Here is a 19,758-nt window from a genome sequence, read left to right on the forward strand (position 1 = left end):
TCCTTCATTGATCCATGTCCTTCAAAACCGTCTTCAGCCTCTCGATGCGCTCGGGCCAGAAGGTCCGGTAGCGTTCGATCCAGGAGAGCAGGGGGGCAAGCCCCTGCGGATCGGCGCGGTAATAGGCGTTGCGGCCGGCCCGCCGCTCGACCACCAGGCCGGCGCCACGCAGCACCGCCAGATGCTGCGACACGGCAGGCTGCGATACCGTCAGGCCGCTGCGCAGTTCCGACACGCTCATCTCAGCTGCGGCGAGACGCTCGAAGACGGCGCGGCGCGTCGGGTCGGCCAGGGCGCGGAAAATCTCTGCTTCGATCATGACAAAAGCATAAGTCGATACTTATTGATTTGGCAAGCGCCGTTTTGAGACCCATATGATGGGCTCGGGCATTGCTGCCATTCCTTGACAATCAGCAGCAGTGCATATAGGAACGAAAAGGGAACAAAAACCTTGTGGGAAAAGCCAGCCTTAGCAGGCGGCAGACGTGCGCAGCCTGTAAGGTGCTGCGACAAAAATTTGTTTTCGGATGAGCGCGGAGAAAAATCATGGCGGGTAGCGTCAACAAGGTCATTCTGGTCGGCAATCTCGGCGCGGATCCGGAAATCCGCCGCTTGAACTCGGGCGAGCCGGTCGTCAACATCCGTATCGCCACGTCGGAAAGCTGGCGCGACAAGAATTCCGGCGAGCGCAAGGAGAAGACCGAATGGCACAATGTCGTCATCTTCAATGAAGGCATCGCCAAGGTGGCCGAGCAGTACCTGAAGAAGGGCATGAAGGTTTATGTCGAGGGCCAGCTGCAGACGCGCAAATGGCAGGACCAGACCGGCGCCGACAAGTACACGACGGAAGTCGTGCTGCAGAAATTCCGCGGCGAGCTGCAGATGCTCGACGCTCGCGGCCAGGGCGAGGGCGGCCAGGTCGGCGGTTATTCCGGCGGCAGCAGCCGCGGTTCCGATTTCGGCCAGTCCAGCCCGAACGAGAGCTTCAATCGTGGCGGCGGCGCTCCCAGGGGCGGCGGTGGCGGCGGTTCGTCGCGCGAGCTGGACGACGAAATCCCGTTCTGATCGAGAGCAACATCCAAACGGCTGACGTCGCCAGATGACTGACGTTGCGTGATCGATACACCCCGAGGGTCCTGCATGGACTTTCGGGGTTTTGCGTTGTTGATATGGCCTGATAACAGGCGCGATCTGGGACTGAAAGGACAAAGCAGTGAAGGCACGCGTAAAATGGGTCGAGGAACGGACGTTCATCGGCGAGTCCGGCAGCGGCCATAAACTGGTGCTTGGAACCGCGGCCAAGCCGGAAGGCAAGACGCCTGGGCCGAGCCCGATGGAACTGGTGCTGATCGGCACTGGCGGCTGTTCGGCCTATGATGTCGTGCATATCCTGGAGAAAGGCCGCGAGGCGGTCGAGGACTGCGTGGTTGAGCTTGATGCCGACCGGGCCGAGACTGAGCCAAAGGTGTTCACGCGCATCCATATGCATTTCATCGTCAAAGGTAGGGCGCTGTCGCCCGACAAGGTCAAGCGGGCGATCGACCTGTCGATCGAAAAATATTGCTCGGCCTCCGCCATGATGGCCAAGACGGCCACGATCACGCATGATTTTGAAGTGATCGATACGGCAGCGCAGTAGGGCAGTAGGGCAGTAGGGCAGTAGGGCAGTAGGGCAGTAGGGACTGCCGTTCACCCGGCCATCAGCGCCTTGATGCCGTCGGCGACGAACTGTACCGCCAGAGCCGCCAGGATGACGCCCAGCAGGCGGGTCAGTATCGAGCGGCCGGTCTGGCCGAGGATGCGGTCGATGCGTTCCGACAGCACGAAGACCAGATAGGTGATGGCGAGGCAGACGAAGATGATGCCGACCAGTGCGGCCTGCGCAGCAAAACCCTGAAACGAGCCGGAAAGCAGCACTGTCGCTGAAATCGCGCCGGGACCGGCGATCAGCGGGATCGCCAGCGGGAAGGCGGCGATGTTGTGAATCATGTCCTTGGTGATGGCGACGTCGCCGATCTTCTCCTTGCGGTCCTGGCGCCTCTCGAACACCATTTCGAAGGCGATGAAGAACAGCAGAAAGCCGCCGGCGACGCGGAAAGCCGGCAGGGTGATGCCGAACACCGACAGGATCGAGGCACCGGCCACCGCGAACAACGCCATCACCAGGAAGCCGATGATCGAGGCGCGCACCGAAACCTGCTGGCGCTCCTCGCGGTTCATGCCGCGTGTCACGGCGAGGAACAGCGGCGCCAGCCCGGGCGGATCGATGGTCACGAGAATGGTGACGAAGGCATTGAACAGGCTGTCGAAACTCGGCATCGCTGACCCCTCCCGCCGGGCCAGGCCCGCGCTCCGATAGTGGTAGAGCAAAGCCCGGTCGGTGGGAACAGTCGGAAACCGCGAAACTACGGCTCTCGACGGGTCAGCCGGCAGCGCCGCAATAAGCTTCGAGCCGGTAGCCGTCCGGGTCGATGACGAAGGCGGCATAGTAGCTGTCGCCATAGGCGGCGCGCAGGCCGGGCGGGCCATTATCGCTGCCGCCTTCGCGGAGCGCGCCGGCATGAAAAGCATCGACGCTGTCCCGAGTCGGGGCGGCGAAGCAGAAATGCAGGCCGGATTTTTCGTCCGCCGGTACAGGCCTCGGAGCCTCATTGACCCACAGCACGGGACTCTGGGCGCCGTAACCCAGTGAGCCCGGCGACTGGCTGAGACAGATATAGCCGATTGGCTTCAGCGCTGCGTCATAGAAGCGCTTCGAGGCGTTGGCGTCGTGGACGCCGATCGAGATATGATCGAACATGGTTTTCTCCATTGTTACAAAGGGTTGTGACGTCATCTTGCAGATTGACGGCGCGCCAGGAACTCGACTTCGAGGTGCCAGTCCGCGCCGTCGTGCGAGCGCTCGCCGAGCCAGCGGAAGGAATTTTCGGTGATCCGCGAGAAACTCCAGCGCACCGATGCGCCAGTACCGTCGGCGCCGACCTGCACGATCCTGTCGGCCTCGGCGCGGCCGAGCTGGCGGCTGAAATACTGGTTGCGAGGATCGCTCCAGAAAATGTGCCAGGCATCCGCGCTGGGATCATAGACCCGCAGCGTCGTGCCGTAGAACGTCCATTTGCCAAGGGACGGCGAGGGGACGGCGTCCCGCGCGGGCAGGATCCAGACGTCCTGGACGGCGCGGCCTTCCAGCACCCAGCCGAAATGCACCTCGCCACGCCCGGTGAGCACGGTGCCGTCCTCGAGGTGGCGTGAGGCGTCGAACGTCCAGGCGCCGACGAAGCGGCCGTAAAGGTTCAGTTTCTCGGCAAGCCCGTCGATCGGACCGGGACTGTGTAGGGCTTCGGCAAAAGGGTCGAACATGGCTGCGGTCTCTTTCTGTCATGAGACCGAGAGGAGTAGGCGCCGGCGGGGTTCTGGGCTTGGGAAAAATTGCTATATTTCAGGCATGACAGCGACGACCCGCACTCTGGCATTCGGTCCCGGCTGGCACGTCACCGATGTGATCTGCACCGCCGGCGTGGGCGACCGGCCGTTCGAGGAAGCCCATCAGGATTTCTGTGTTGCAGCGGTCACCAGCGGCACGTTCCGCTACCGCGCGCAGCAAGGCACCGCGATGCTGGCGCCGGGCGCACTCCTGCTCGGCAATTCCGGCACGTGCTATGAATGCGGACACGAGCATGGCAGCGGCGACCGCTGCCTCTCGTTCCATTTCAAGCCGGCCTACATGGAACGGATCGTCGCCGGCGTGCCGGGCGCCCGAACACTCAGCTTCGAGGCGCCGCGCTTGCCGCCCTTGCCGGCCCTGGCGCCGCTGCTTGCGGAGGCGGAAGCCGCCCGCGAAACGGCCGACAGGGGCGCCTTCGAGGAGCTTTCCCTGCGCATTGCGGGCGCGGCTGTGACCACTGCTTGCGGCGCCACGCCTGTCCTGCGCACGCCGAGCCGCCGCGATCAGAAACGCGTGGCGGAAGCGGTGAGACGCATCGAACTGGATGCCGACGGGCCGGTTTCGCTATCGGCGCTGGCGGATGAGACGGCAACCAGCCCCTATCATTTCCTGCGCATTTTCCGGCAGGTCGCCGGGATGACGCCTTACCAGTTCCTGCTCAAGACCAGGCTGCACCGGGCGGCGGTGCGGCTGCGCCTGTCGGACGATGCGATCTCGGCGATCGCCTTCGACGCCGGCTTCAACGATCTGTCGACGTTCAACCGCCGGTTCCGGCGCGTCATGGGCGAGACGCCAGGCGATTATCGCCGGTCAGGCGGCACCGCTATGCACGCGCCTCGGCCGAGACGTGGTCAATCGGAGGTCGGGCCGCACCAGCCGGGCAGATAGTCAGCGTCCTTGCCCTTGGCGAGCGTCAACGCCTCCTTCATCGCCTTGTCGAAGTTCTTCGCAACCGCGTTGCGGTCGATGCGCCGACGCAGGAAATCCGCCCAGATGAATTCGCTGAACGGCGTCGTGTCCTTGGCGAAGCCGCCTTGCCGACGCAACTCGCCGGCCATGCTCCTGTAGGGATCATCGATCAGTGCACCGATCGTCTTTGGAATTGCCGAGTAATCGCGGCGCCGGCCGTTCTCATCGAACGGATGCATCCAGCCTCTGCTGTCGAGCACGACAAGAAACGCGTCCTTGTCGAGCGCGGACAGGTCGCTGATCACGGTCACCAGCACGTCCTTGACGCCCTCATCGAGCAAAGCGCGAGCAAGGTGATGGTGATCGGTGACGTAGTTGCGATTCTTGGGACCTAATACGACCGGCACCATGTGTTTGCCGAGAAAGGCGCCGGTTTTCTTCTTTGCGTCCTGTTCCCGGATCATCTGGCGCTTCAACGCAACTTCCCGCATGCCGACCGTTATCTGCGTCGGCCTCAATTCCTCGACGGGAACCGGGGTGACAATGGGTTCTCGCGGGTCAATCATGGCACTCCATCCTGTTCTTGCTGTTGCTGTTTCCCCGGACCAAGTGATTTGATCGCCGCGTCGACGCTGTGGAATATGCGCTGCGTGCCGACCATTTCGGCAATACCGAACCGGGCCAGCGCGGCCTGGGCGCGCAGCGATTCCAGCCGCGCTATGGCAAAGACCGCGCCCGCCTTGCGGCAGTGAAGGATGGTGTCGATCAGGGCTTGCGCGGCGGTGTAGTCGATTTCGACGATGTTGCTGGCCTCCAGTACGACCAGTTTCACGGTTTCGCGCCTGGTATCGACAAGGTCGCAAACGCCGCGCTTGAAGCGGTCGGCATTGACGAAGGACAGCGGTGCCTGGAAGGCCGCGACCAGCACGCCTGGGAGCTGCTCGCCGGCACTCGGCTTGGCCGGCGGCCACCAGACGGACGTGCCCGGCACGTGTTCCAGTTCGATCGGCTCGGTGCGCGTTGCGCTCCAGATGCCGTGCAGCAGCGACAGGCCGATGCCGACTGCCACGCCGGTTGCGATCGGCAGCACGACGATGGCGGCCATGGTGACCAGGATCAACAGGAATTCGACTGGAGCCTGCCGATAGACGCCGGCGAACACCTTCCAGCGCAGTATGTGCTGGGCAACGAACATCAGGACACCGGCGAGTGCGGCCTGCGGAACATTGGCGAGCAGGCCGCCGCCAAAGGCGCCGAGCGCCAGCACGATGGCCGCGGCAATGAGGCCGGACAGTTGCGAGCGGCCGCCCGACTGGGAGACGATTGCCGTGCGTGGCGGGCTGGCATTGACGGCAAAGGCGCCGAACAGGCCGGACGCGATGCTGCCGGCGCCGACGCCGACGAAATCGCGATTGACGTCGGGCTCGCCTTGTTGCGGCACGAAGGAACGCGAGGTCGCCGCCGTCTGCACCATGACGACGATGGCGATCAGCAGTGCCAGCGGCACCAGCGCCTGCACATCGTTAAGGCTGACAAGGGGCAGGCCGGCCCGCGGCAGGCCATTTGGCAAGGCGCCCAGCACCTCGACGCCGCGATTCCTGAGGTCGAAAACGATGACCGCAAGCGTGGCAAGCACCATGCCGATCAAGGCGCCGGGGATGCGAGCGCTGATGCGCTCGGCGCCAAGCACGATCGCGAACACGCCAAGGCCGAGCCCGAGGCTCCAGGGATTGGTGAGATGGAGACTGCCGGCAATCTCGCCGATACGGTGCAAGGTTTCGCCGCTCTCGGAATGCAGGCCGAGCAGCCCTGGCATCTGCGAGACGATAATGTGGACGGCGATGCCGGCCAGAAACCCTGTCGTGACCGGCACTGACAGGAGATCGGCAATCCAGCCGAGGCGAAAGACGCCGCTCAAGCTCACGATCAAGCCGACCATCAATGCCAGCATGGCCGCCAGGGCCAAATAATGCGGCGAGCCTGATGTGGCGAGCAGCGCCAGGCCGCCGGCGAACAGCGGCGTGATGGTCGAATCCGCGCCCACCGAGAGATGACGATTGGCGCCGAACAGGGCAAAGGCCACCGAACCGGCGACAAAAGCGAAGAAGCCGATCTCGGGAGCAAAGCCGCCGAGCCGGGCGGTTGCCATCTGCTCGGGAATGGCGATCGCGGCCAATGTCAGGCCGGCGATCAGATCGCCATTGAGATCCCGGGCCTGCCAACCGCTCAGCGCCCGCAAAGGCAGCCACGACCGCCAATTCACGGTGCTCGCGGCTTTTGCCTGGGGAATTTGGTCCATTGCCGGCTTTTGCCTTGGTGGCGGCGAAAAGCGTGATGGCCATATCGTCGCAATCTGCGGTATCCTTTTGAAATTACCACCGAAAATGACACTGGAAAAGTGCCGCGAATATTGGAGTTTCGGCCTCGCTTCCTATATAAGCGGTCAGTGATTCCTGATTAGATTGTGATCCAATTTGACCGACCAAAAGACACCGCGCGGCGCCGACGGCGGCCCCACCGGCATCGAGCCCATCTCCATCATCGAGGAGATGCAGAGCTCCTATCTTTCTTACGCCATGAGCGTGATCGTCAGCCGTGCGCTGCCCGATGTGCGCGACGGCCTGAAGCCGGTGCATCGGCGCATTCTCTATGCGGCGCATGAGAGCGGCTACCACTGGAACCGCAAATATGTGAAGTCGGCCCGCCCGGTCGCCGACGTGATGGGTAAATACCATCCGCATGGCGACGCCTCGATCTACGACGCCTTGGTGCGCATGGCGCAGGACTGGTCGCTGCGCGTGCCGCTGATCGACGGGCAGGGCAATTTCGGCTCGATCGACGGCGATCCGCCGGCGGCGATGCGCTATACCGAATCGCGGCTGACCAAGGTCGCGCATGAGCTTCTGGAGGATATCGACAAGGACACCGTCGATTTCCAGGACACTTATGATGCCTCGGACACCGAACCGAAGGTTCTGCCGGCGCGCTTTCCCAATCTGCTGGTCAATGGCTCCGGCGGCATCGCCGTCGGCATGGCCACCAACATCCCGCCGCACAATCTCGGCGAAGTCTGCAACGGCGCCATCGCCGTCATCGACAATCCGGCGATCGACCTGCCGGCATTGATGGAGATCATTCCAGGCCCTGATTTCCCGACCGGCGGCATCGTGCTTGGCCGTTCCGGCATCTATAGCGCCTATTCGACCGGCCGTGGCTCCATTGTCATGCGCGGCAAGGTCAACATCGAGCAGCGCGGCAACGACCGTGAATCGATCATCATCACCGAGGTTCCCTATCAGGTGAACAAGGCCTCGATGATCGAGAAGATGGCCGAATTGGTGCGCGACAAGCGCATAGAAGGCATTTCCGACATCCGTGACGAAAGCGACCGCCAGGGCTATCGCGTCGTCATCGAGCTGAAGCGCGATGCCGTCGCCGACGTCATCCTCAACCAGCTCTACCGCTTCACGCCGCTGCAGACCTCTTTCGGCGCCAATATGGTGGCGCTGAATGGCGGCAAGCCGGAACTGCTGACCCTGACGGACATGCTGAAGGCGTTCGTCACCTTCCGCGAAGAGGTCATCACAAGGCGGACGAAATTCCTGCTGCGCAAGGCGCGCGACCGCGCCCATGTGCTGGTGGGTCTGGCCATCGCCGTCGCCAATATCGACGAGGTCATCAAGCTGATCCGCACGGCGCCGGACCCGCAGACGGCGCGCGAGCAGTTGATGGAGCGGCGTTGGCCGGCCGGCGATGTCGAATCGCTGATCCTTCTGATCGACGATCCGCGCCATCGCATCAATGAGGACGGCACCTACAATCTGTCCGAGGAACAAGCGCGCGCCATCCTCGAACTGCGTCTGCAGCGCCTGACCGCGCTCGGTCGCGACGAAATCGCCGATGAGTTGAACACGATCGGCGACGAGATCAAGGACTACCTTGATATCCTGTCGTCCCGGGCTCGCGTCCAACAGATCGTCAAGGACGAGCTTGCAGCCGTGCGCGACGAGTTCGGCACGCCACGCCGCACCGAGCTCACCGACGGTGGCGCGGATATGGAAGACGAGGACCTGATCCAGCGCGAGGACATGGTCGTGACGGTGAGCCATTCCGGCTACATCAAGCGCGTGCCGCTGTCGCTCTACCGGGCGCAGCGTCGCGGCGGCAAGGGCCGCTCCGGCATGTCGACCAAGGAAGAGGATTTTGTTACCCGGCTGTTCGTGGCCAACACGCACACGCCGGTGCTGTTCTTCTCATCGCGCGGCATCGTCTACAAGGAAAAGGTCTGGCGGCTGCCGATCGGCAATCCGCAGTCACGCGGCAAGGCGCTGATCAACATGCTGCCGCTGGAGCAGGGCGAGCGCATCACCACCATCATGCCGCTGCCCGAGGACGAGACCAGCTGGGGCGAGCTCGACGTCATGTTTGCCACCACGCGCGGCACCGTGCGCCGCAACAAGCTGTCGGACTTCGTCCAGGTCAACCGCAATGGCAAGATCGCCATGAAGCTGGAGGAGGAAGGCGACGAGATCCTCGGCGTCGAGACCTGCACCGACGATGACGACGTGCTTTTGACCGCGAGCTCCGGTCAGTGCATCCGCTTCTCGGTTGGTGACGTCCGCGTCTTCCAGAGCCGCAATTCCGTTGGCGTACGCGGCATCACCATGGCTGAGACCGACCGCATTATCTCCATGTCAGTGATCGAGCATGTGAATGCTTCACCGGCGGAGCGCGCTGCTTACCTCAAGCGCGCCGCGGCGGAGCGGCGGCTTGCCGCCGATACGACCGGGGAAGAGGAAGAGATCGCGCTCACCAATGAGGAGATTGGCGAGGAGACGGAGCTTTCCGACAGCCGTTACGAAGAACTCAAGGCCCATGAGCAGTACGTGCTGACGGTAACGGAGTATGGCTACGGCAAGCGCTCGTCATCCTACGATTTCCGCCTGACCGGCCGCGGCGGCAAGGGTATTCGCGCTACCGATGTGTCGAAAGTGGCGGAGATCGGCCGGCTGGTGGCAACCTTCCCGGTCGGCAATGACGATCAGATCATGCTGGTTTCGGACGGCGGCACCGTCATCCGGGTGCCGGTCAACGGCATCCGCTTCGCCAGCCGCGCCACCAAGGGCGTGACCATCTTCAATACGGCTGAAGGTGAGAAGGTGGTTTCGGTCGAGCGCATCTCGGAGCCGCAAGCTGACGAGGAAAGCGAAGAGATCGTCGAAGGGGGCGCTGAGCCGGCTCCAGAGAGCAATGCTGGTCCGGACGGCGCTGAGTAAGCCCTGGAGAAAGCTTTGATATAGCAACGCCGGCCCCTTGGCCGGCGCGGCAGCAAGTCTGGACTGATTTAGTAGTGACGATATGGCTTGCGAGGGCCGAAGCCTTCGAAGCGCTTGGTGGTTGCCTTGACGCGGATGCGTTGTGCCTCCTGATGCAGCCCAAATACGGTGGCGATCAGCATGGCGACTGTCATTGCGGTGGCGAGCATGTAGATCAGCATTTGCGTGTTCTCCTGCGCCTTACAACGGATAGATGGGATTTTGGTTTCACCTTATTAAGGTGCAACCTAGTGAACGCTGCGTGAAGGCTTCGTGATCAGCGTGTTCATCTGTCGTTCATGTGCCGGAAAAGGTTCACGGCCTTCGCGCCGATCGGATTTGCCTTTGCGACAGAGGCTCGCTAGAAGCACCTGCCATGACTGAACGCACCGCCCTTTACGCCGGCTCCTTCGACCCGCTGACCAACGGCCATCTCGATGTGCTGAAGGCGTCGCTGGCCGTTGCCGACATCGTCTATGCCGCGATCGGCATTCATCCGGGCAAGAAGCCGCTGTTTTCCTTCGAGGAGCGGGTAGCGCTGATCGAGGCCGCGACCAAGGCCGAGTTCGGCCGCGACGGGGCCCGCATCAAGGTCGTTGCGTTCGACGGATTGGTCATCGATGCCGCCAGGAAACAGGGCGCTTCGATCATGATCCGCGGCCTGCGCGACGGCACCGATCTCGACTACGAGATGCAGATGGCCGGCATGAACGAAACCATGGCGCCCGAGCTGCAGACGGTTTTTCTGCCCGCCAGCCCTTCCGTGCGCACCATTACCGCCACACTTGTGCGCCAGATAGCTTCGATGGGAGGCGACATCCGCCCCTTCGTGCCGGCCGCTGTTGCCGGCGCGCTCACCGCCAAATTCGCGAAATAAGCTCGGAGAAAATCCTCATGCAGCTCAAAAGGCTCGCCTCGTTCTTTGTCGTGCTTGCCGGTCTCGTGACCGCGTCTGTCTCGGCCTATGCCGCCGACCCGGAAAACACCATGATCATCACGCTGAAGGATGGTGACGTCACCATCGCGCTGCGGCCTGATCTGGCGCCCAAGCATGTCGCGCAGATCAAGAAGCTCGTGCGTGACCATGCCTATGACAATGTCGCTTTCCACCGCGTCATCGACGGCTTCATGGCGCAGACCGGCGACGTCAAGTTCGGCAACATGAACAAGGGTTTTAACGCCCAGGCCGTCGGCACCGGCGGTTCGGACCTGCCTGACCTGCCTGCCGAATTCTCGCAGACCGAGCATTATAAGCGCGGCGTGGTCGGCATGGCCCGCTCGCAAGATCCGAACTCCGCCAATTCGCAGTTCTTCATCATGTTCGCACCGGCACCGCCGCTCGACGGCCAGTACACCATCGTCGGCAATGTCGTCAGCGGCATGGAGCTGGTGGACCACATCAAGAAGGGTGACGAGGCGGACAACGGCACGGTCTCCGACCCTGACCGGATGATCAAGGTGCGCATAGCCGCCGACAAATAATTTCTGTTTTTGAACAAAAGGATATCTGACATGGCTGAGATCAAGGACCGCGAAAACGCGCTCATCCTGGAAACGACCAAGGGCAAGGTCGTCATCGAACTTTTCCCCGACCTGGCGCCCGGCCATGTCGCCCGCATCAAGGAACTGGCCAGGGAAGGCGCCTATGACGGCGTGGTCTTCCACCGTGTCATCGACGGCTTCATGGCGCAGACCGGCGATGTGAAGTTCGGCAATTCGAACAAGCCGACCTTTGCGCCTTCCCGCGCCGGCATGGGCGGTTCCGACAAGCCGGATCTGAAGGCTGAGTTCTCCAACGCCAACCATGGCCGCGGCACCTGCTCGATGGCGCGTGCGCAGAACCCGAACTCGGCCAATTCGCAGTTCTTCATCTGCTTCGACGATGCCGCCTTCCTCAACCGCCAGTACACGGTCTGGGGCCAGGTCATCGAAGGCATGGACAATGTCGACAAGATCAAGCGCGGCGAGCCGGTGGTCGATCCCGACAAGATCGTGTCGCTGAAGGTCGCGGCCGACGTCAAGTAAGGCAAAACGACAATGATGGGCGTCGTCTGGTCGCTTCTCGGCATCCTGTCCGGCGCCTTCATTGCCATTCAGGCCCCGATCAATTCGCAACTCGCGCGCGGCCTGGGTCTCCCGGTCGCGGCGGCTGCGTTTTCGTTCCTGTCGGGCGCTGTCGTGCTCGGTATCATCGCCTTCGCGGTGGTCAGGCTGCAGGACCTTTCGCTTGACTGGAAGGCGCCGGCGCCCTGGCTGTTCGTCGCCGGCGGCATGCTTGGCGGCTTCTACGTCACGCTCTCGACAATCCTGACGCCCCGCATCGGGGCCGCGGCGCTGATGGCGTTCCTGGTGGCCGGCCAGCTGCTGGCCGGCATGCTCGTCGACCGCGTCGGCTTCCTTGGCGTCGCGGTGCGTGAAATCTCGCTCGGCCGCGTCGCCGGCGCGGTGCTGCTCTTGGCCGGAGCGCTGCTTATCCGGCTCTACTGATGCGCGTCGATCTCTTTGACTTCGACCTGCCGGAGGAGCGCATCGCGCTTCGCCCGGCGGAGCCGCGCGACAGCGCCAAAATGCTCGTGGTCAAGCCAGGCGAGGCACTCGACGACCGCAGGGTTGGCGACCTGCCATCCTTGCTCAGAGCCGGCGATGTGCTGGTTTTCAACGATACCAAGGTCATTCCGGCGCAATTGAAAGGCATAAGGCGGCGGGGCGAAGCGCAGGCGCAAGTCGAGGCGACACTGCACATGCGCGTGGCGCCGGACCGGTGGCTGGCGTTCATGCGGCCGGGCAAGCGCATTGCCGCCGGCGACCGCATCCATTTCGGCCATGACGGCAATTCCTGCTTCCTGGGCCAGCTCGATGCCACGGTGATCGAGAAGGGCGAGGGCGGCGAGGCGCTGCTTGGCTTCGACCTGTCGGGGCCGTTCCTCGATGAGGCGCTGCACGCGGTCGGTCACATTCCGCTGCCGCCCTACATCGCTTCGAAGCGCGATGACGACGAGCGCGACCGGGCCGACTACCAGACCATTTATGCAAGGGAGGAAGGCGCCGTTGCTGCGCCCACTGCCGGCCTGCATTTCACGCCGGAGCTGTTTGCAGCGCTCGACGCCAAGGGTGTCGAACGCCACTTCGTCACCTTGCATGTCGGCGCAGGCACGTTCCTGCCGGTCAAGGCGGACGACACAGCCGACCACAAGATGCATGCCGAGACCGGTTCGGTCGGCCGGGAAACAGCCGACGCGCTGAACGCGGCCAAAGCGAGGGGCGGGCGCATCATCGCCGTCGGCACGACCTCGCTGCGGCTGCTGGAGAGTGCCGCGCGTGAAGACGGTACGGTGCCTGCGTGGTCTGGGCCGACCGATATCTTCATCACGCCCGGCTACCGCTTTCGCACGGCCGACATGCTGATGACCAATTTCCATCTGCCGCGTTCGACGCTGTTCATGCTGGTTTCGGCCTTCAGCGGCCTCGGCACGATGCGTGCCGCCTATGCGCATGCCATTGCGAACCGCTACAGGTTCTACTCCTATGGAGACGCAAGCCTGCTGTATCGAGCGGAGATCAGCGATGGACGATGACCTGCAAACCCTTGATCGCGATGCCCTGATCGCCGAGGTGAAGAAACTGCGCGCCGGCATTCGCGCGCATCGCGATACGTCGGGCCATGATCTGTGCTGGCACCACCCCGATCTGTGGGAGCTGCTGCCGGAGAAGACCGAGCCGTCGATCGCCGTGCCGCCCTGGCCCAAATTCATGCGCGGCTGCGTGCAATACCGCCAGTCGCTCGACAGACAGGCGCCTGACGCGCCGATCCACGACAAGGAATTCAATGGCTAAGCCGTTCAGCTTCAAGGTCCTCGCCACCGACGGCAAGGCGCGGCGCGGTGTGATCGACATGCCGCGCGGCGAGATCCGTACGCCCGCCTTCATGCCGGTCGGCACCGGCGGCACCGTCAAGACGATGTATATGGATCAGGTGCGCGGCGTCGGTGCCGACATCATCCTGGGCAACACCTACCATCTGATGCTGCGGCCAGGCGCCGAGCGCGTGGCGCGGCTTGGCGGTTTGCATGAATTCGCCCGCTGGCCGCATCCGATCCTGACCGACAGTGGCGGTTTTCAGGTGATGTCGCTGTCGAAGCTGAGGAAGTTGACCGAAAAGGGCGTGACCTTCCGTTCGCACATTGATGGCGCCGCCTACGAGATGTCGCCGGAGCGCTCTATCGAGATCCAGGGCCTGCTCGATTCCGACATCCAGATGCAGCTCGACGAATGCACGGCGCTGCCAGCCGAGCTGAAAGAGATCGAGCGCGCCATGGAACTGTCGCTGCGCTGGGCCGAGCGCTGCAAGACGGCGTTTGGGGACCAGCCGGGCAAGGCGATGTTCGGCATCGTGCAGGGCGGTGACAATTCAGCGCTCAGGGTGCGCTCGGCGCAGGCGCTGAGCGCGATGGGCCTGAAGGGCTACGCCGTCGGTGGGCTGGCCGTCGGCGAACCGCAAGCGGTAATGCTAGAGATGCTCGAGATCACCTGTCCGGAACTGCCTGCTGACAAGCCGCGCTATCTCATGGGCGTCGGCACGCCCGACGATATCCTGAAATCGGTGGCGCGCGGCATCGACATGTTCGATTGCGTGATGCCGACGCGGGCCGGTCGGCACGGTCTTGCCTACACAAGGCGCGGCAAGGTCAATCTGCGCAACGCCCGCCACGCCGATGATCCGCGCCCGCTCGACGAGGAAAGCGACTGCCCGGCAGCGCGGGATTATTCGCGCGCCTATCTGCACCATCTGGTGCGCTCGCAGGAGGCGCTCGGCGCGATGCTGCTCACCTGGAACAATCTTTCCTATTATCAAAAGCTGATGCAGGACATCCGCGCGGCGATCGAAATCGGTAGCTTCGACGCGCGTGCGGCTGAGATATCAGAAGGCTGGGCGAGGGGCGACATTCCCGTCCTGTAAAACCTCAGGTGCTCAGCGAGTTCGACGCCCGCAGGCTGCAGCCCGTGATCTGGAAGGTGCCGTCGGGCTGCTGCTGCAGCGTGTAGACCGCCTCATAATCCTTGCCGTCGGGGCCGACGATCAGCACCTGCTGGATGATCGATCCTGGACCTGTCTGCTCGACCTTGCCGAAGGCATAGGACTGCGGCTTGCGCACCGGCGGGTAGCCATTGGTCACCATGTTCATGAAAGCGTCGACGGTCGGGAACACCTGCTTCACGTTGGGAGCGGCGAAGCTGTAGGCCTTGGCGCCGTCATCGGCCAGCAGCGCCTTCAACTGGCCATCGATGACGGCTTGGCCTGCCTTGATTTCGGCATCGCCGGCAAAGGCCGAGGACGTCAGCATGACAAACGCGAATGCGAAAAAGGCGCGGCGCATGGCCTGTCTCCATTGTCCCTCGAAAGATGCCTCCGGAAAGCTGTGCCAGGAGACATCCTAACATACGCGTGACGACGCTTCACGGTTTCAGCGGCCGTGAATATTCGTCTCGTTGTGGCTGATTCCGATGCTCAAGCGTCCTTCAAGGTGAGGTGCTCGTCGGCGGCCGGCGGTTCAATCGCGGCATGCCGTTTGCCGAGCTGCGCGAGGCCGTGGCCGGGGCCCGCGCCGGCTAAGTGCGCATTCCAGTGCTTGAAAGGCCGCCTCCAGTCTGCCAGAAGGGCCGCTTGGACTTGGACGTTTAGCGGGACGAAGCCATGAAGGCGTTTTTCGTGCAGATCAAATGCGAGCTCGGCAAATCCTATGAGGTTGCCAGCGCGCTTGCCGATGCCGAGATCGCCTCGGAGATCTACTCCACCGCCGGCAATTACGACCTGCTCGCCAAATTCTATGTCGATGACGAGGAAGACGTCGGCCATTTCGTCAACGAGAAGGTGCAGATTCTCCCCGGCATCAAGGACACGTTTACGGTCGTCACCTTCCGCGCCTTCTAGGCGGGAAGGCATCTGCCCGGGCACGAGGCAAAGCCTGATCAAGGTCATATTTCAGCTGCCTCAATTTTAGGCAGCTGCAACATACTGATCGTCCGGATCCCCCAAATCACCGATTGCGCTTGATTTTCTCCGGCGACGCCAGTGAAATGGTGTCACAGGGGAGTATGCGATTGGCAGCGTTCGATGAAATGCTTCCGGAAGTCTCCGGATTGAGAAGACCGTATTCGGCTTATGACCGCTGGCTGAAGGAGCAGGATCCAGCCAGACTTACCGAGAAGATGCAGGACGCCGAACGCGTCTTCCGCAAGACCGGCATCACCTTCGCCGTCTATGGCGAGCAGGAGGCGTCCGAACGGCTGATCCCGTTCGATATCGTTCCGCGCATCATTTCAGGCAATGAGTGGCGGCGCCTGACGCAAGGCATCGAGCAGCGTGTGCAGGCGCTGAACGCCTTCCTCGACGATATCTATCACCGCCAGGAGATTCTGCGCGCGGGCCGGGTTCCCAGGGACCTGATCGCCAAAAACGAGGCGTTCCTGCCGGAGATGATCGGGGTGCGGCCGCCGGCGGGCGTTTACACCCACATCATCGGCGTCGATATCGTGCGCATCAGCGAGGACGAGTTCTACGTATTGGAAGACAATGCACGCACGCCGTCGGGCGTCTCCTACATGCTGGAGAACCGCGAGACGATGATGCAGCTGTTCCCCGAGCTGTTCCAGAAGATCAAGGTGCGGCCGGTGGAGAACTACCCGCAGCTGCTGCGCCAGTCGCTGGCAGCGGTTCGTCCGCAGAGCACCAAGGGCGCGCCGACCATCGCCGTGCTGACGCCAGGCAGTTTCAATTCCGCCTATTTCGAGCACGCCTTCCTTGCCGACCAGATGGGCGTGCAATTGGTCGAGGGCCAGGATCTGCGCGTCGTCGACGGCCATGTCGCGATGCGCACGACCGAAGGCTACAAGCAAATCGACGTGCTCTACCGCCGCGTCGATGATTCCTTCCTCGACCCGCTGACCTTCCGGCCGGATTCGGCCCTTGGCATACCCGGCATCATGGATGTCTACCGCGCCGGCAACATCACTATCGCCAATGCGCCGGGCACCGGTATCGCCGACGACAAGGCGATCTATTCCTACATGCCCGAGATCGTCGAATTCTACACCGGCCGCAAGGCCATCCTCGGCAACATCCCGACCTGGCGCTGTTCGGAGCCGGACAGCCTGAAATATGTGCTCGAGCACATCCATGAACTGGTGATCAAGGAAGTGCACGGCTCCGGCGGCTACGGCATGCTGGTCGGCCCGGCGGCGACCAAGAAGGAGTGCGAGGCCTTCGCCAAGAAGCTGGCGGCGAAGCCTTCGAACTATATCGCCCAGCCGACACTGGCGCTGTCGACCTGTCCGATCCTGACCGACAAGGGACTGGCGCCGCGCCACGTCGATCTCCGACCCTACGTGCTGGTGTCCGATCGCATCCAGATCGTGCCCGGTGGCCTGACGCGCGTTGCGCTGAAGGAAGGCTCGCTGGTCGTCAATTCCTCGCAAGGCGGCGGTACCAAGGATACCTGGGTGCTGGATGATTGATTTTCATGTGAAGGTTTTTGGATGCTTTTAGGCCGGACCGCCAACGGACTGTACTGGATGAACCGCTACATTGAGCGGGCTGAAAACATGGCGCGGTTGGTCGATGCGGGGCTGCGTATGGCGCTGACCCGCACCCAGAGTGCCTCGGAAGAGTGGAATTCGGTGCTGCTCAGCGCCGGCTCCGATGTCGCCTTCAAACAGAAATACCAGGACTATACGGCGGCTGATGTCGCCGATTTCCTGCTGCGCGACACCTCGAACCCGTCGAGCACGATGTCGTCGATCGAGACGGCCCGTAACAATGCCCGCATGGTGCGCACCGCGCTGACCCGCGAGACCTGGGAAAGCATCAACGAAGCCTGGATGTCGCTGAAGCGGATGCTGGCGAGGCCGATCGACGAGCGCGACCTGCCAAGCGTGCTCGATGCCATCAAGCGCGAAACGGCGCTGATCCGCGGCTCGTTCTACGGCACCATGCTGCGCAACGAGATTTTCGACTTCTCGCAGCTCGGCACCTACGTCGAGCGTGCCGACAACACGGCGCGTATCCTCGACGTGAAATATTACGTTCTGTTGCCGTCGATCTCCTGGGTCGGCTCGACACTCGACAACTATCAGTGGGAATCGATCCTGCGCTCGGTTTCGGCGCATCGCTCCTATCGTTGGGTCTATGATGCCGATTACAAACCGACCAACATCGCCGACTACCTGATCCTCAATGTGCGCATGCCGCGTTCGCTGACCTTTTGCTATCGCTTCCTGTCCGAACACCTGAAATTCCTCAGCGACGATTACGGCGAACGCCATGCCTGCCACGCGACGGCGGAAAAAACGCAAGCCATGCTGAGGGCCGGGTCGATCAAGGATATATTCGACGCGGGTCTGCACGAGTTCCTCGCCGGTTTCATTCGCGACAACACCAGGCTCGGCGATGAAATCGCGCAGGACTACAGGTTCTATTGAGGGCTCCATGCGACTCAAGATCACGCACCGGACCGAATATCGCTACGACGCACCGGTGCAATATCTGCTGCAGCGGCTACGGCTGTTGCCGGTGAGCGGGCAGACACAGACGGTGCTGTCCTGGGCGCTGAAGGTCGAAGGCGCGCGCGAGGAAGTGCGGTTTACCGACCATTACGGCAACGACACAAGACTGCTGAGCGTCGAGGGCGACCACGACTTCATCACGGTCGAGGCATCGGGCGAAGTGGTGACGCGCGACACAACAGGCGTTTGCGGGCCACATCAGGGCTTCGCGCCGCTGTGGTTGTTCGCGCAGGAGACACAGCTGACCACCATAGGCAGCGGCATCCGTGATCTTGCCGAGGCGGTGGGCACGGGCACCGATATCGAAAGGCTGCACCGGCTGATGGCCATGATCGGCGAACGCGTCGCCTATACGCCGGGCACCACCAATGCGACGACCCCGGCCGAAGAGGCTCTGGCGTTGAAAACCGGGGTTTGCCAGGACCATAGCCATATCTTTGCCGCCGCTGCGCGCGCCATGGGATTTCCGTCGCGCTACATCAGCGGCTATCTGATGATGGATGCCGTCGAGCAGGCGGCAAGCCATGCGTGGGCCGAATCGCATGTTCCGGGCCTCGGCTGGGTTGCCTTTGATCCAGCCAACGGTATTTCTCCCGACGAACGCTATGTGAAGGTGGCCACCGGCCGCGACTACCGCGACGCCTCGCCGGTGTCGGGAATTCGACTGGGACAGGCGGAAGAACGGCTTGCGGTCACCGTCACGGTAGAGCAGTAATCCGCAAGGATTAGTGCCAAAAGAGATTCCATGACCTATTGCGTCGGCTTGAAGATCGATCGCGGGCTCGTGTTCATGTCGGACACGCGCACCAATGCCGGCATGGATTCGATCTCGACCTTCAAGAAGATGCATGTCTGGGAGCAGCCCGGCGAGCGCGTTATCGTCTTGATGTCGGCCGGCAATCTGGCGACCACGCAGGCCGTGGTCAGCCTGCTTGACGAACGCACCAAGGCAGTGACCGACCGCCACGAGAAGCTGCTCGAAACGCCATCCATGTACCAGACGGTGCGGCTGGTCGGCGATACGGTGAAAGAGGTGATCGCACAGGCGTCTCCCGCCGGCGAGAAGGCCGATTCCTATTTCAACGCCTCCTTCATCCTGGGCGGGCAGATCAAGGGCAGTCCGCCGCGGCTGTTCATGATCTATCCCGAGGGCAATTTCATCGAATCGACCGACGACACCCCATTCTTCCAGATCGGCGAGACCAAATACGGCAAGCCGATCATCATCCGCGCCTATGAGCGCACGATGAGCCTGGCCGAGACGGTGAAGCTGCTGCTGGTGTCGTTCGATTCGACGCTCAAGTCGAACCTGTCGGTCGGCCTACCGCTCGATCTGCTGTTCATGGAAAAGGATTCTTTCAAGGTCGGCCTGAAGAAGCGCATCGGCCAGGACGACCAGTATTACCGCACGATCTCCGATGGCTGGTCGAATGCGCTGAAGGCGGCTTTTGCCAGCCTGCCGGATTTTCCGGGGTAGGGCGCGGGCGGCAGCTGCTGGCGCTTGCATATATTTCACATGTTAATTATTTA

Annotated in this window: 24 protein-coding genes; 16 read left to right on the plus strand and 8 right to left on the minus strand. The window is 62.5% G+C overall.

The features are described 5' to 3' along the window. Positions 1-4: 4 nt before the first annotated feature. Positions 5-319 carry an ArsR/SmtB family transcription factor gene (locus tag JN279_RS21785; RefSeq protein ID WP_010909628.1) on the minus strand — a complete coding sequence of 105 codons (315 nt, stop codon included), beginning with the start codon at positions 317-319 and terminating at the stop codon, positions 5-7. 227 nt (positions 320-546) lie between these two features. Between JN279_RS21785 and JN279_RS21790 the strand changes: the two genes are divergently transcribed. Together JN279_RS21790 and JN279_RS21795 are read left to right on the plus strand one after the other, a co-directional pair. Beyond that, the gene (locus JN279_RS21790) at positions 547-1,065 is read left to right on the plus strand and encodes a single-stranded DNA-binding protein (protein ID WP_096446383.1); all 519 of its coding nucleotides are present in this window, start codon (positions 547-549) and stop codon (positions 1,063-1,065) included. A gap of 148 nt (positions 1,066-1,213) precedes the next feature. Beyond that, positions 1,214-1,639, plus strand: coding sequence for an OsmC family protein (locus tag JN279_RS21795; RefSeq protein WP_202350206.1), 426 nt, complete (start codon positions 1,214-1,216; stop codon positions 1,637-1,639). A gap of 50 nt (positions 1,640-1,689) precedes the next feature. Here the strand turns inward: JN279_RS21795 and JN279_RS21800 are convergent, their stop codons facing one another. The 3 genes from JN279_RS21800 to JN279_RS21810 all read right to left on the minus strand — a co-directional run bounded on the left by JN279_RS21800 (position 1,690) and on the right by JN279_RS21810 (position 3,360). Then, on the minus strand, positions 1,690-2,319 hold the full coding sequence (locus tag JN279_RS21800; protein WP_023670949.1) for a MarC family protein: 630 nt from the start codon (positions 2,317-2,319) through the stop codon (positions 1,690-1,692). 103 nt (positions 2,320-2,422) lie between these two features. Further along, complete coding sequence (locus JN279_RS21805; protein WP_202350207.1) at positions 2,423-2,800, minus strand: VOC family protein; 378 nt, start codon at positions 2,798-2,800, stop codon at positions 2,423-2,425. A 32-nt stretch (positions 2,801-2,832) separates the two neighbouring features. After that, complete coding sequence (locus JN279_RS21810; protein ID WP_202350208.1) at positions 2,833-3,360, minus strand: hypothetical protein; 528 nt, start codon at positions 3,358-3,360, stop codon at positions 2,833-2,835. An 85-nt stretch (positions 3,361-3,445) separates the two neighbouring features. Here JN279_RS21810 and JN279_RS21815 point away from each other — a divergent pair, with 85 nt between their 5' ends. Beyond that, positions 3,446-4,333 carry a helix-turn-helix transcriptional regulator gene (locus tag JN279_RS21815; RefSeq protein ID WP_202350209.1) on the plus strand — a complete coding sequence of 296 codons (888 nt, stop codon included), beginning with the start codon at positions 3,446-3,448 and terminating at the stop codon, positions 4,331-4,333. Here the strand turns inward: JN279_RS21815 and JN279_RS21820 are convergent. Both JN279_RS21820 and JN279_RS21825 read right to left on the minus strand, forming a co-directional pair. Beyond that, positions 4,297-4,920: a ParB-like protein gene (locus JN279_RS21820; RefSeq protein ID WP_096446373.1), complete on the minus strand. Its 624-nt coding sequence runs from the start codon at positions 4,918-4,920 to the stop codon at positions 4,297-4,299. The two genes, JN279_RS21815 and JN279_RS21820, sit on opposite strands and share 37 nt — an antisense overlap. Continuing rightward, positions 4,917-6,653 carry a SulP family inorganic anion transporter gene (locus tag JN279_RS21825; RefSeq protein WP_202350210.1) on the minus strand — a complete coding sequence of 579 codons (1,737 nt, stop codon included), beginning with the start codon at positions 6,651-6,653 and terminating at the stop codon, positions 4,917-4,919. The genes JN279_RS21820 and JN279_RS21825 overlap by 4 nt, the downstream gene beginning before the upstream one ends. 175 nt (positions 6,654-6,828) lie before the next feature. On the opposite strand from JN279_RS21825, the gene gyrA reads away from it, so the two are divergent. Next, entirely contained in the window at positions 6,829-9,630 is a 2,802-nt protein-coding gene (gyrA, locus tag JN279_RS21830; protein ID WP_202350211.1) for a DNA gyrase subunit A, read from the plus strand. Between the two features lie 68 nt (positions 9,631-9,698). On the opposite strand, the gene JN279_RS21835 is transcribed toward gyrA, so the two are convergent. Beyond that, the gene (locus JN279_RS21835; protein ID WP_019858284.1) at positions 9,699-9,851 is read right to left on the minus strand and encodes a hypothetical protein; all 153 of its coding nucleotides are present in this window, start codon (positions 9,849-9,851) and stop codon (positions 9,699-9,701) included. Positions 9,852-10,045: 194 nt separating this feature from the next. On the opposite strand from JN279_RS21835, the gene coaD reads away from it, so the two are divergent. From coaD to tgt, 7 genes are read left to right on the plus strand one after another with little or no spacing between them, the layout of a single operon-like run. Further along, entirely contained in the window at positions 10,046-10,546 is a 501-nt protein-coding gene (gene coaD / locus JN279_RS21840) for a pantetheine-phosphate adenylyltransferase (RefSeq protein ID WP_096446369.1), read from the plus strand. 17 nt (positions 10,547-10,563) lie between these two features. Beyond that, complete coding sequence (locus tag JN279_RS21845) at positions 10,564-11,151, plus strand: peptidylprolyl isomerase (RefSeq protein ID WP_096446367.1); 588 nt, start codon at positions 10,564-10,566, stop codon at positions 11,149-11,151. Between the two features lie 30 nt (positions 11,152-11,181). Continuing rightward, positions 11,182-11,694 carry a peptidylprolyl isomerase gene (locus JN279_RS21850; protein ID WP_056576829.1) on the plus strand — a complete coding sequence of 171 codons (513 nt, stop codon included), beginning with the start codon at positions 11,182-11,184 and terminating at the stop codon, positions 11,692-11,694. A gap of 12 nt (positions 11,695-11,706) precedes the next feature. Beyond that, positions 11,707-12,156 carry a DMT family transporter gene (locus JN279_RS21855; protein WP_096446365.1) on the plus strand — a complete coding sequence of 150 codons (450 nt, stop codon included), beginning with the start codon at positions 11,707-11,709 and terminating at the stop codon, positions 12,154-12,156. Continuing rightward, positions 12,156-13,244: a tRNA preQ1(34) S-adenosylmethionine ribosyltransferase-isomerase QueA gene (gene queA / locus JN279_RS21860; protein ID WP_202350212.1), complete on the plus strand. Its 1,089-nt coding sequence runs from the start codon at positions 12,156-12,158 to the stop codon at positions 13,242-13,244. Before JN279_RS21855 ends, queA begins: the two co-directional genes overlap by 1 nt. Beyond that, positions 13,234-13,503, plus strand: coding sequence for a hypothetical protein (locus tag JN279_RS21865; RefSeq protein WP_202350213.1), 270 nt, complete (start codon positions 13,234-13,236; stop codon positions 13,501-13,503). Before queA ends, JN279_RS21865 begins: the two co-directional genes overlap by 11 nt. Further along, the gene (gene tgt, locus JN279_RS21870) at positions 13,496-14,626 is read left to right on the plus strand and encodes a tRNA guanosine(34) transglycosylase Tgt (protein WP_202350214.1); all 1,131 of its coding nucleotides are present in this window, start codon (positions 13,496-13,498) and stop codon (positions 14,624-14,626) included. Before JN279_RS21865 ends, tgt begins: the two co-directional genes overlap by 8 nt. A gap of 4 nt (positions 14,627-14,630) precedes the next feature. Here tgt and JN279_RS21875 read toward each other — a convergent pair whose 3' ends face one another. Then, positions 14,631-15,044 (minus strand): DUF4864 domain-containing protein, encoded by a 414-nt coding sequence (locus JN279_RS21875; protein WP_202350215.1) that lies wholly within the window; start codon positions 15,042-15,044, stop codon positions 14,631-14,633. A 317-nt stretch (positions 15,045-15,361) separates the two neighbouring features. Here JN279_RS21875 and JN279_RS21880 point away from each other — a divergent pair, with 317 nt between their 5' ends. From JN279_RS21880 to JN279_RS21900, 5 genes are all read left to right on the plus strand, one after another. Further along, positions 15,362-15,598 (plus strand): Lrp/AsnC family transcriptional regulator, encoded by a 237-nt coding sequence (locus JN279_RS21880; RefSeq protein ID WP_010909609.1) that lies wholly within the window; start codon positions 15,362-15,364, stop codon positions 15,596-15,598. Between the two features lie 170 nt (positions 15,599-15,768). Further along, entirely contained in the window at positions 15,769-17,181 is a 1,413-nt protein-coding gene (locus tag JN279_RS21885; RefSeq protein WP_032933458.1) for a circularly permuted type 2 ATP-grasp protein, read from the plus strand. Between the two features lie 21 nt (positions 17,182-17,202). Then, positions 17,203-18,144: an alpha-E domain-containing protein gene (locus JN279_RS21890; RefSeq protein ID WP_202350216.1), complete on the plus strand. Its 942-nt coding sequence runs from the start codon at positions 17,203-17,205 to the stop codon at positions 18,142-18,144. 7 nt (positions 18,145-18,151) lie between these two features. Beyond that, complete coding sequence (locus JN279_RS21895; protein ID WP_202350217.1) at positions 18,152-18,943, plus strand: transglutaminase family protein; 792 nt, start codon at positions 18,152-18,154, stop codon at positions 18,941-18,943. A 30-nt stretch (positions 18,944-18,973) separates the two neighbouring features. Beyond that, on the plus strand, positions 18,974-19,705 hold the full coding sequence (locus tag JN279_RS21900) for a peptidase (protein WP_095200110.1): 732 nt from the start codon (positions 18,974-18,976) through the stop codon (positions 19,703-19,705). Positions 19,706-19,758 lie beyond the last annotated feature (53 nt).

The sequence above is a fragment of the Mesorhizobium sp. 113-1-2 genome, from assembly GCF_016756475.1.
Classification (GTDB): Bacteria; Pseudomonadota; Alphaproteobacteria; order Rhizobiales; family Rhizobiaceae; genus Mesorhizobium; species Mesorhizobium loti_C.

Excerpts from the sequence above, each read along its gene's own strand:
- JN279_RS21785 (WP_010909628.1), bottom strand. The coding sequence starts at position 319 with ATGATCGAAGCAGAGATTTTCCGCGCCCTGGCCGACCCGACGCGCCGC.
- JN279_RS21790 (WP_096446383.1), top strand. The coding sequence starts at position 547 with ATGGCGGGTAGCGTCAACAAGGTCATTCTGGTCGGCAATCTCGGCGCG.
- JN279_RS21800 (WP_023670949.1), bottom strand. The coding sequence starts at position 2,319 with ATGCCGAGTTTCGACAGCCTGTTCAATGCCTTCGTCACCATTCTCGTG.
- JN279_RS21805 (WP_202350207.1), bottom strand. The coding sequence starts at position 2,800 with ATGTTCGATCATATCTCGATCGGCGTCCACGACGCCAACGCCTCGAAG.
- JN279_RS21810 (WP_202350208.1), bottom strand. The coding sequence starts at position 3,360 with ATGTTCGACCCTTTTGCCGAAGCCCTACACAGTCCCGGTCCGATCGAC.
- JN279_RS21815 (WP_202350209.1), top strand. The coding sequence starts at position 3,446 with ATGACAGCGACGACCCGCACTCTGGCATTCGGTCCCGGCTGGCACGTC.
- JN279_RS21820 (WP_096446373.1), bottom strand. The coding sequence starts at position 4,920 with ATGATTGACCCGCGAGAACCCATTGTCACCCCGGTTCCCGTCGAGGAA.
- JN279_RS21825 (WP_202350210.1), bottom strand. The coding sequence starts at position 6,653 with ATGGACCAAATTCCCCAGGCAAAAGCCGCGAGCACCGTGAATTGGCGG.
- JN279_RS21835 (WP_019858284.1), bottom strand. The coding sequence starts at position 9,851 with ATGCTGATCTACATGCTCGCCACCGCAATGACAGTCGCCATGCTGATC.
- coaD (WP_096446369.1), top strand. The coding sequence starts at position 10,046 with ATGACTGAACGCACCGCCCTTTACGCCGGCTCCTTCGACCCGCTGACC.
- JN279_RS21845 (WP_096446367.1), top strand. The coding sequence starts at position 10,564 with ATGCAGCTCAAAAGGCTCGCCTCGTTCTTTGTCGTGCTTGCCGGTCTC.
- JN279_RS21850 (WP_056576829.1), top strand. The coding sequence starts at position 11,182 with ATGGCTGAGATCAAGGACCGCGAAAACGCGCTCATCCTGGAAACGACC.
- JN279_RS21855 (WP_096446365.1), top strand. The coding sequence starts at position 11,707 with ATGATGGGCGTCGTCTGGTCGCTTCTCGGCATCCTGTCCGGCGCCTTC.
- queA (WP_202350212.1), top strand. The coding sequence starts at position 12,156 with ATGCGCGTCGATCTCTTTGACTTCGACCTGCCGGAGGAGCGCATCGCG.
- JN279_RS21865 (WP_202350213.1), top strand. The coding sequence starts at position 13,234 with ATGGACGATGACCTGCAAACCCTTGATCGCGATGCCCTGATCGCCGAG.
- tgt (WP_202350214.1), top strand. The coding sequence starts at position 13,496 with ATGGCTAAGCCGTTCAGCTTCAAGGTCCTCGCCACCGACGGCAAGGCG.
- JN279_RS21875 (WP_202350215.1), bottom strand. The coding sequence starts at position 15,044 with ATGCGCCGCGCCTTTTTCGCATTCGCGTTTGTCATGCTGACGTCCTCG.
- JN279_RS21880 (WP_010909609.1), top strand. The coding sequence starts at position 15,362 with ATGAAGGCGTTTTTCGTGCAGATCAAATGCGAGCTCGGCAAATCCTAT.
- JN279_RS21890 (WP_202350216.1), top strand. The coding sequence starts at position 17,203 with ATGCTTTTAGGCCGGACCGCCAACGGACTGTACTGGATGAACCGCTAC.
- JN279_RS21895 (WP_202350217.1), top strand. The coding sequence starts at position 18,152 with ATGCGACTCAAGATCACGCACCGGACCGAATATCGCTACGACGCACCG.
- JN279_RS21900 (WP_095200110.1), top strand. The coding sequence starts at position 18,974 with ATGACCTATTGCGTCGGCTTGAAGATCGATCGCGGGCTCGTGTTCATG.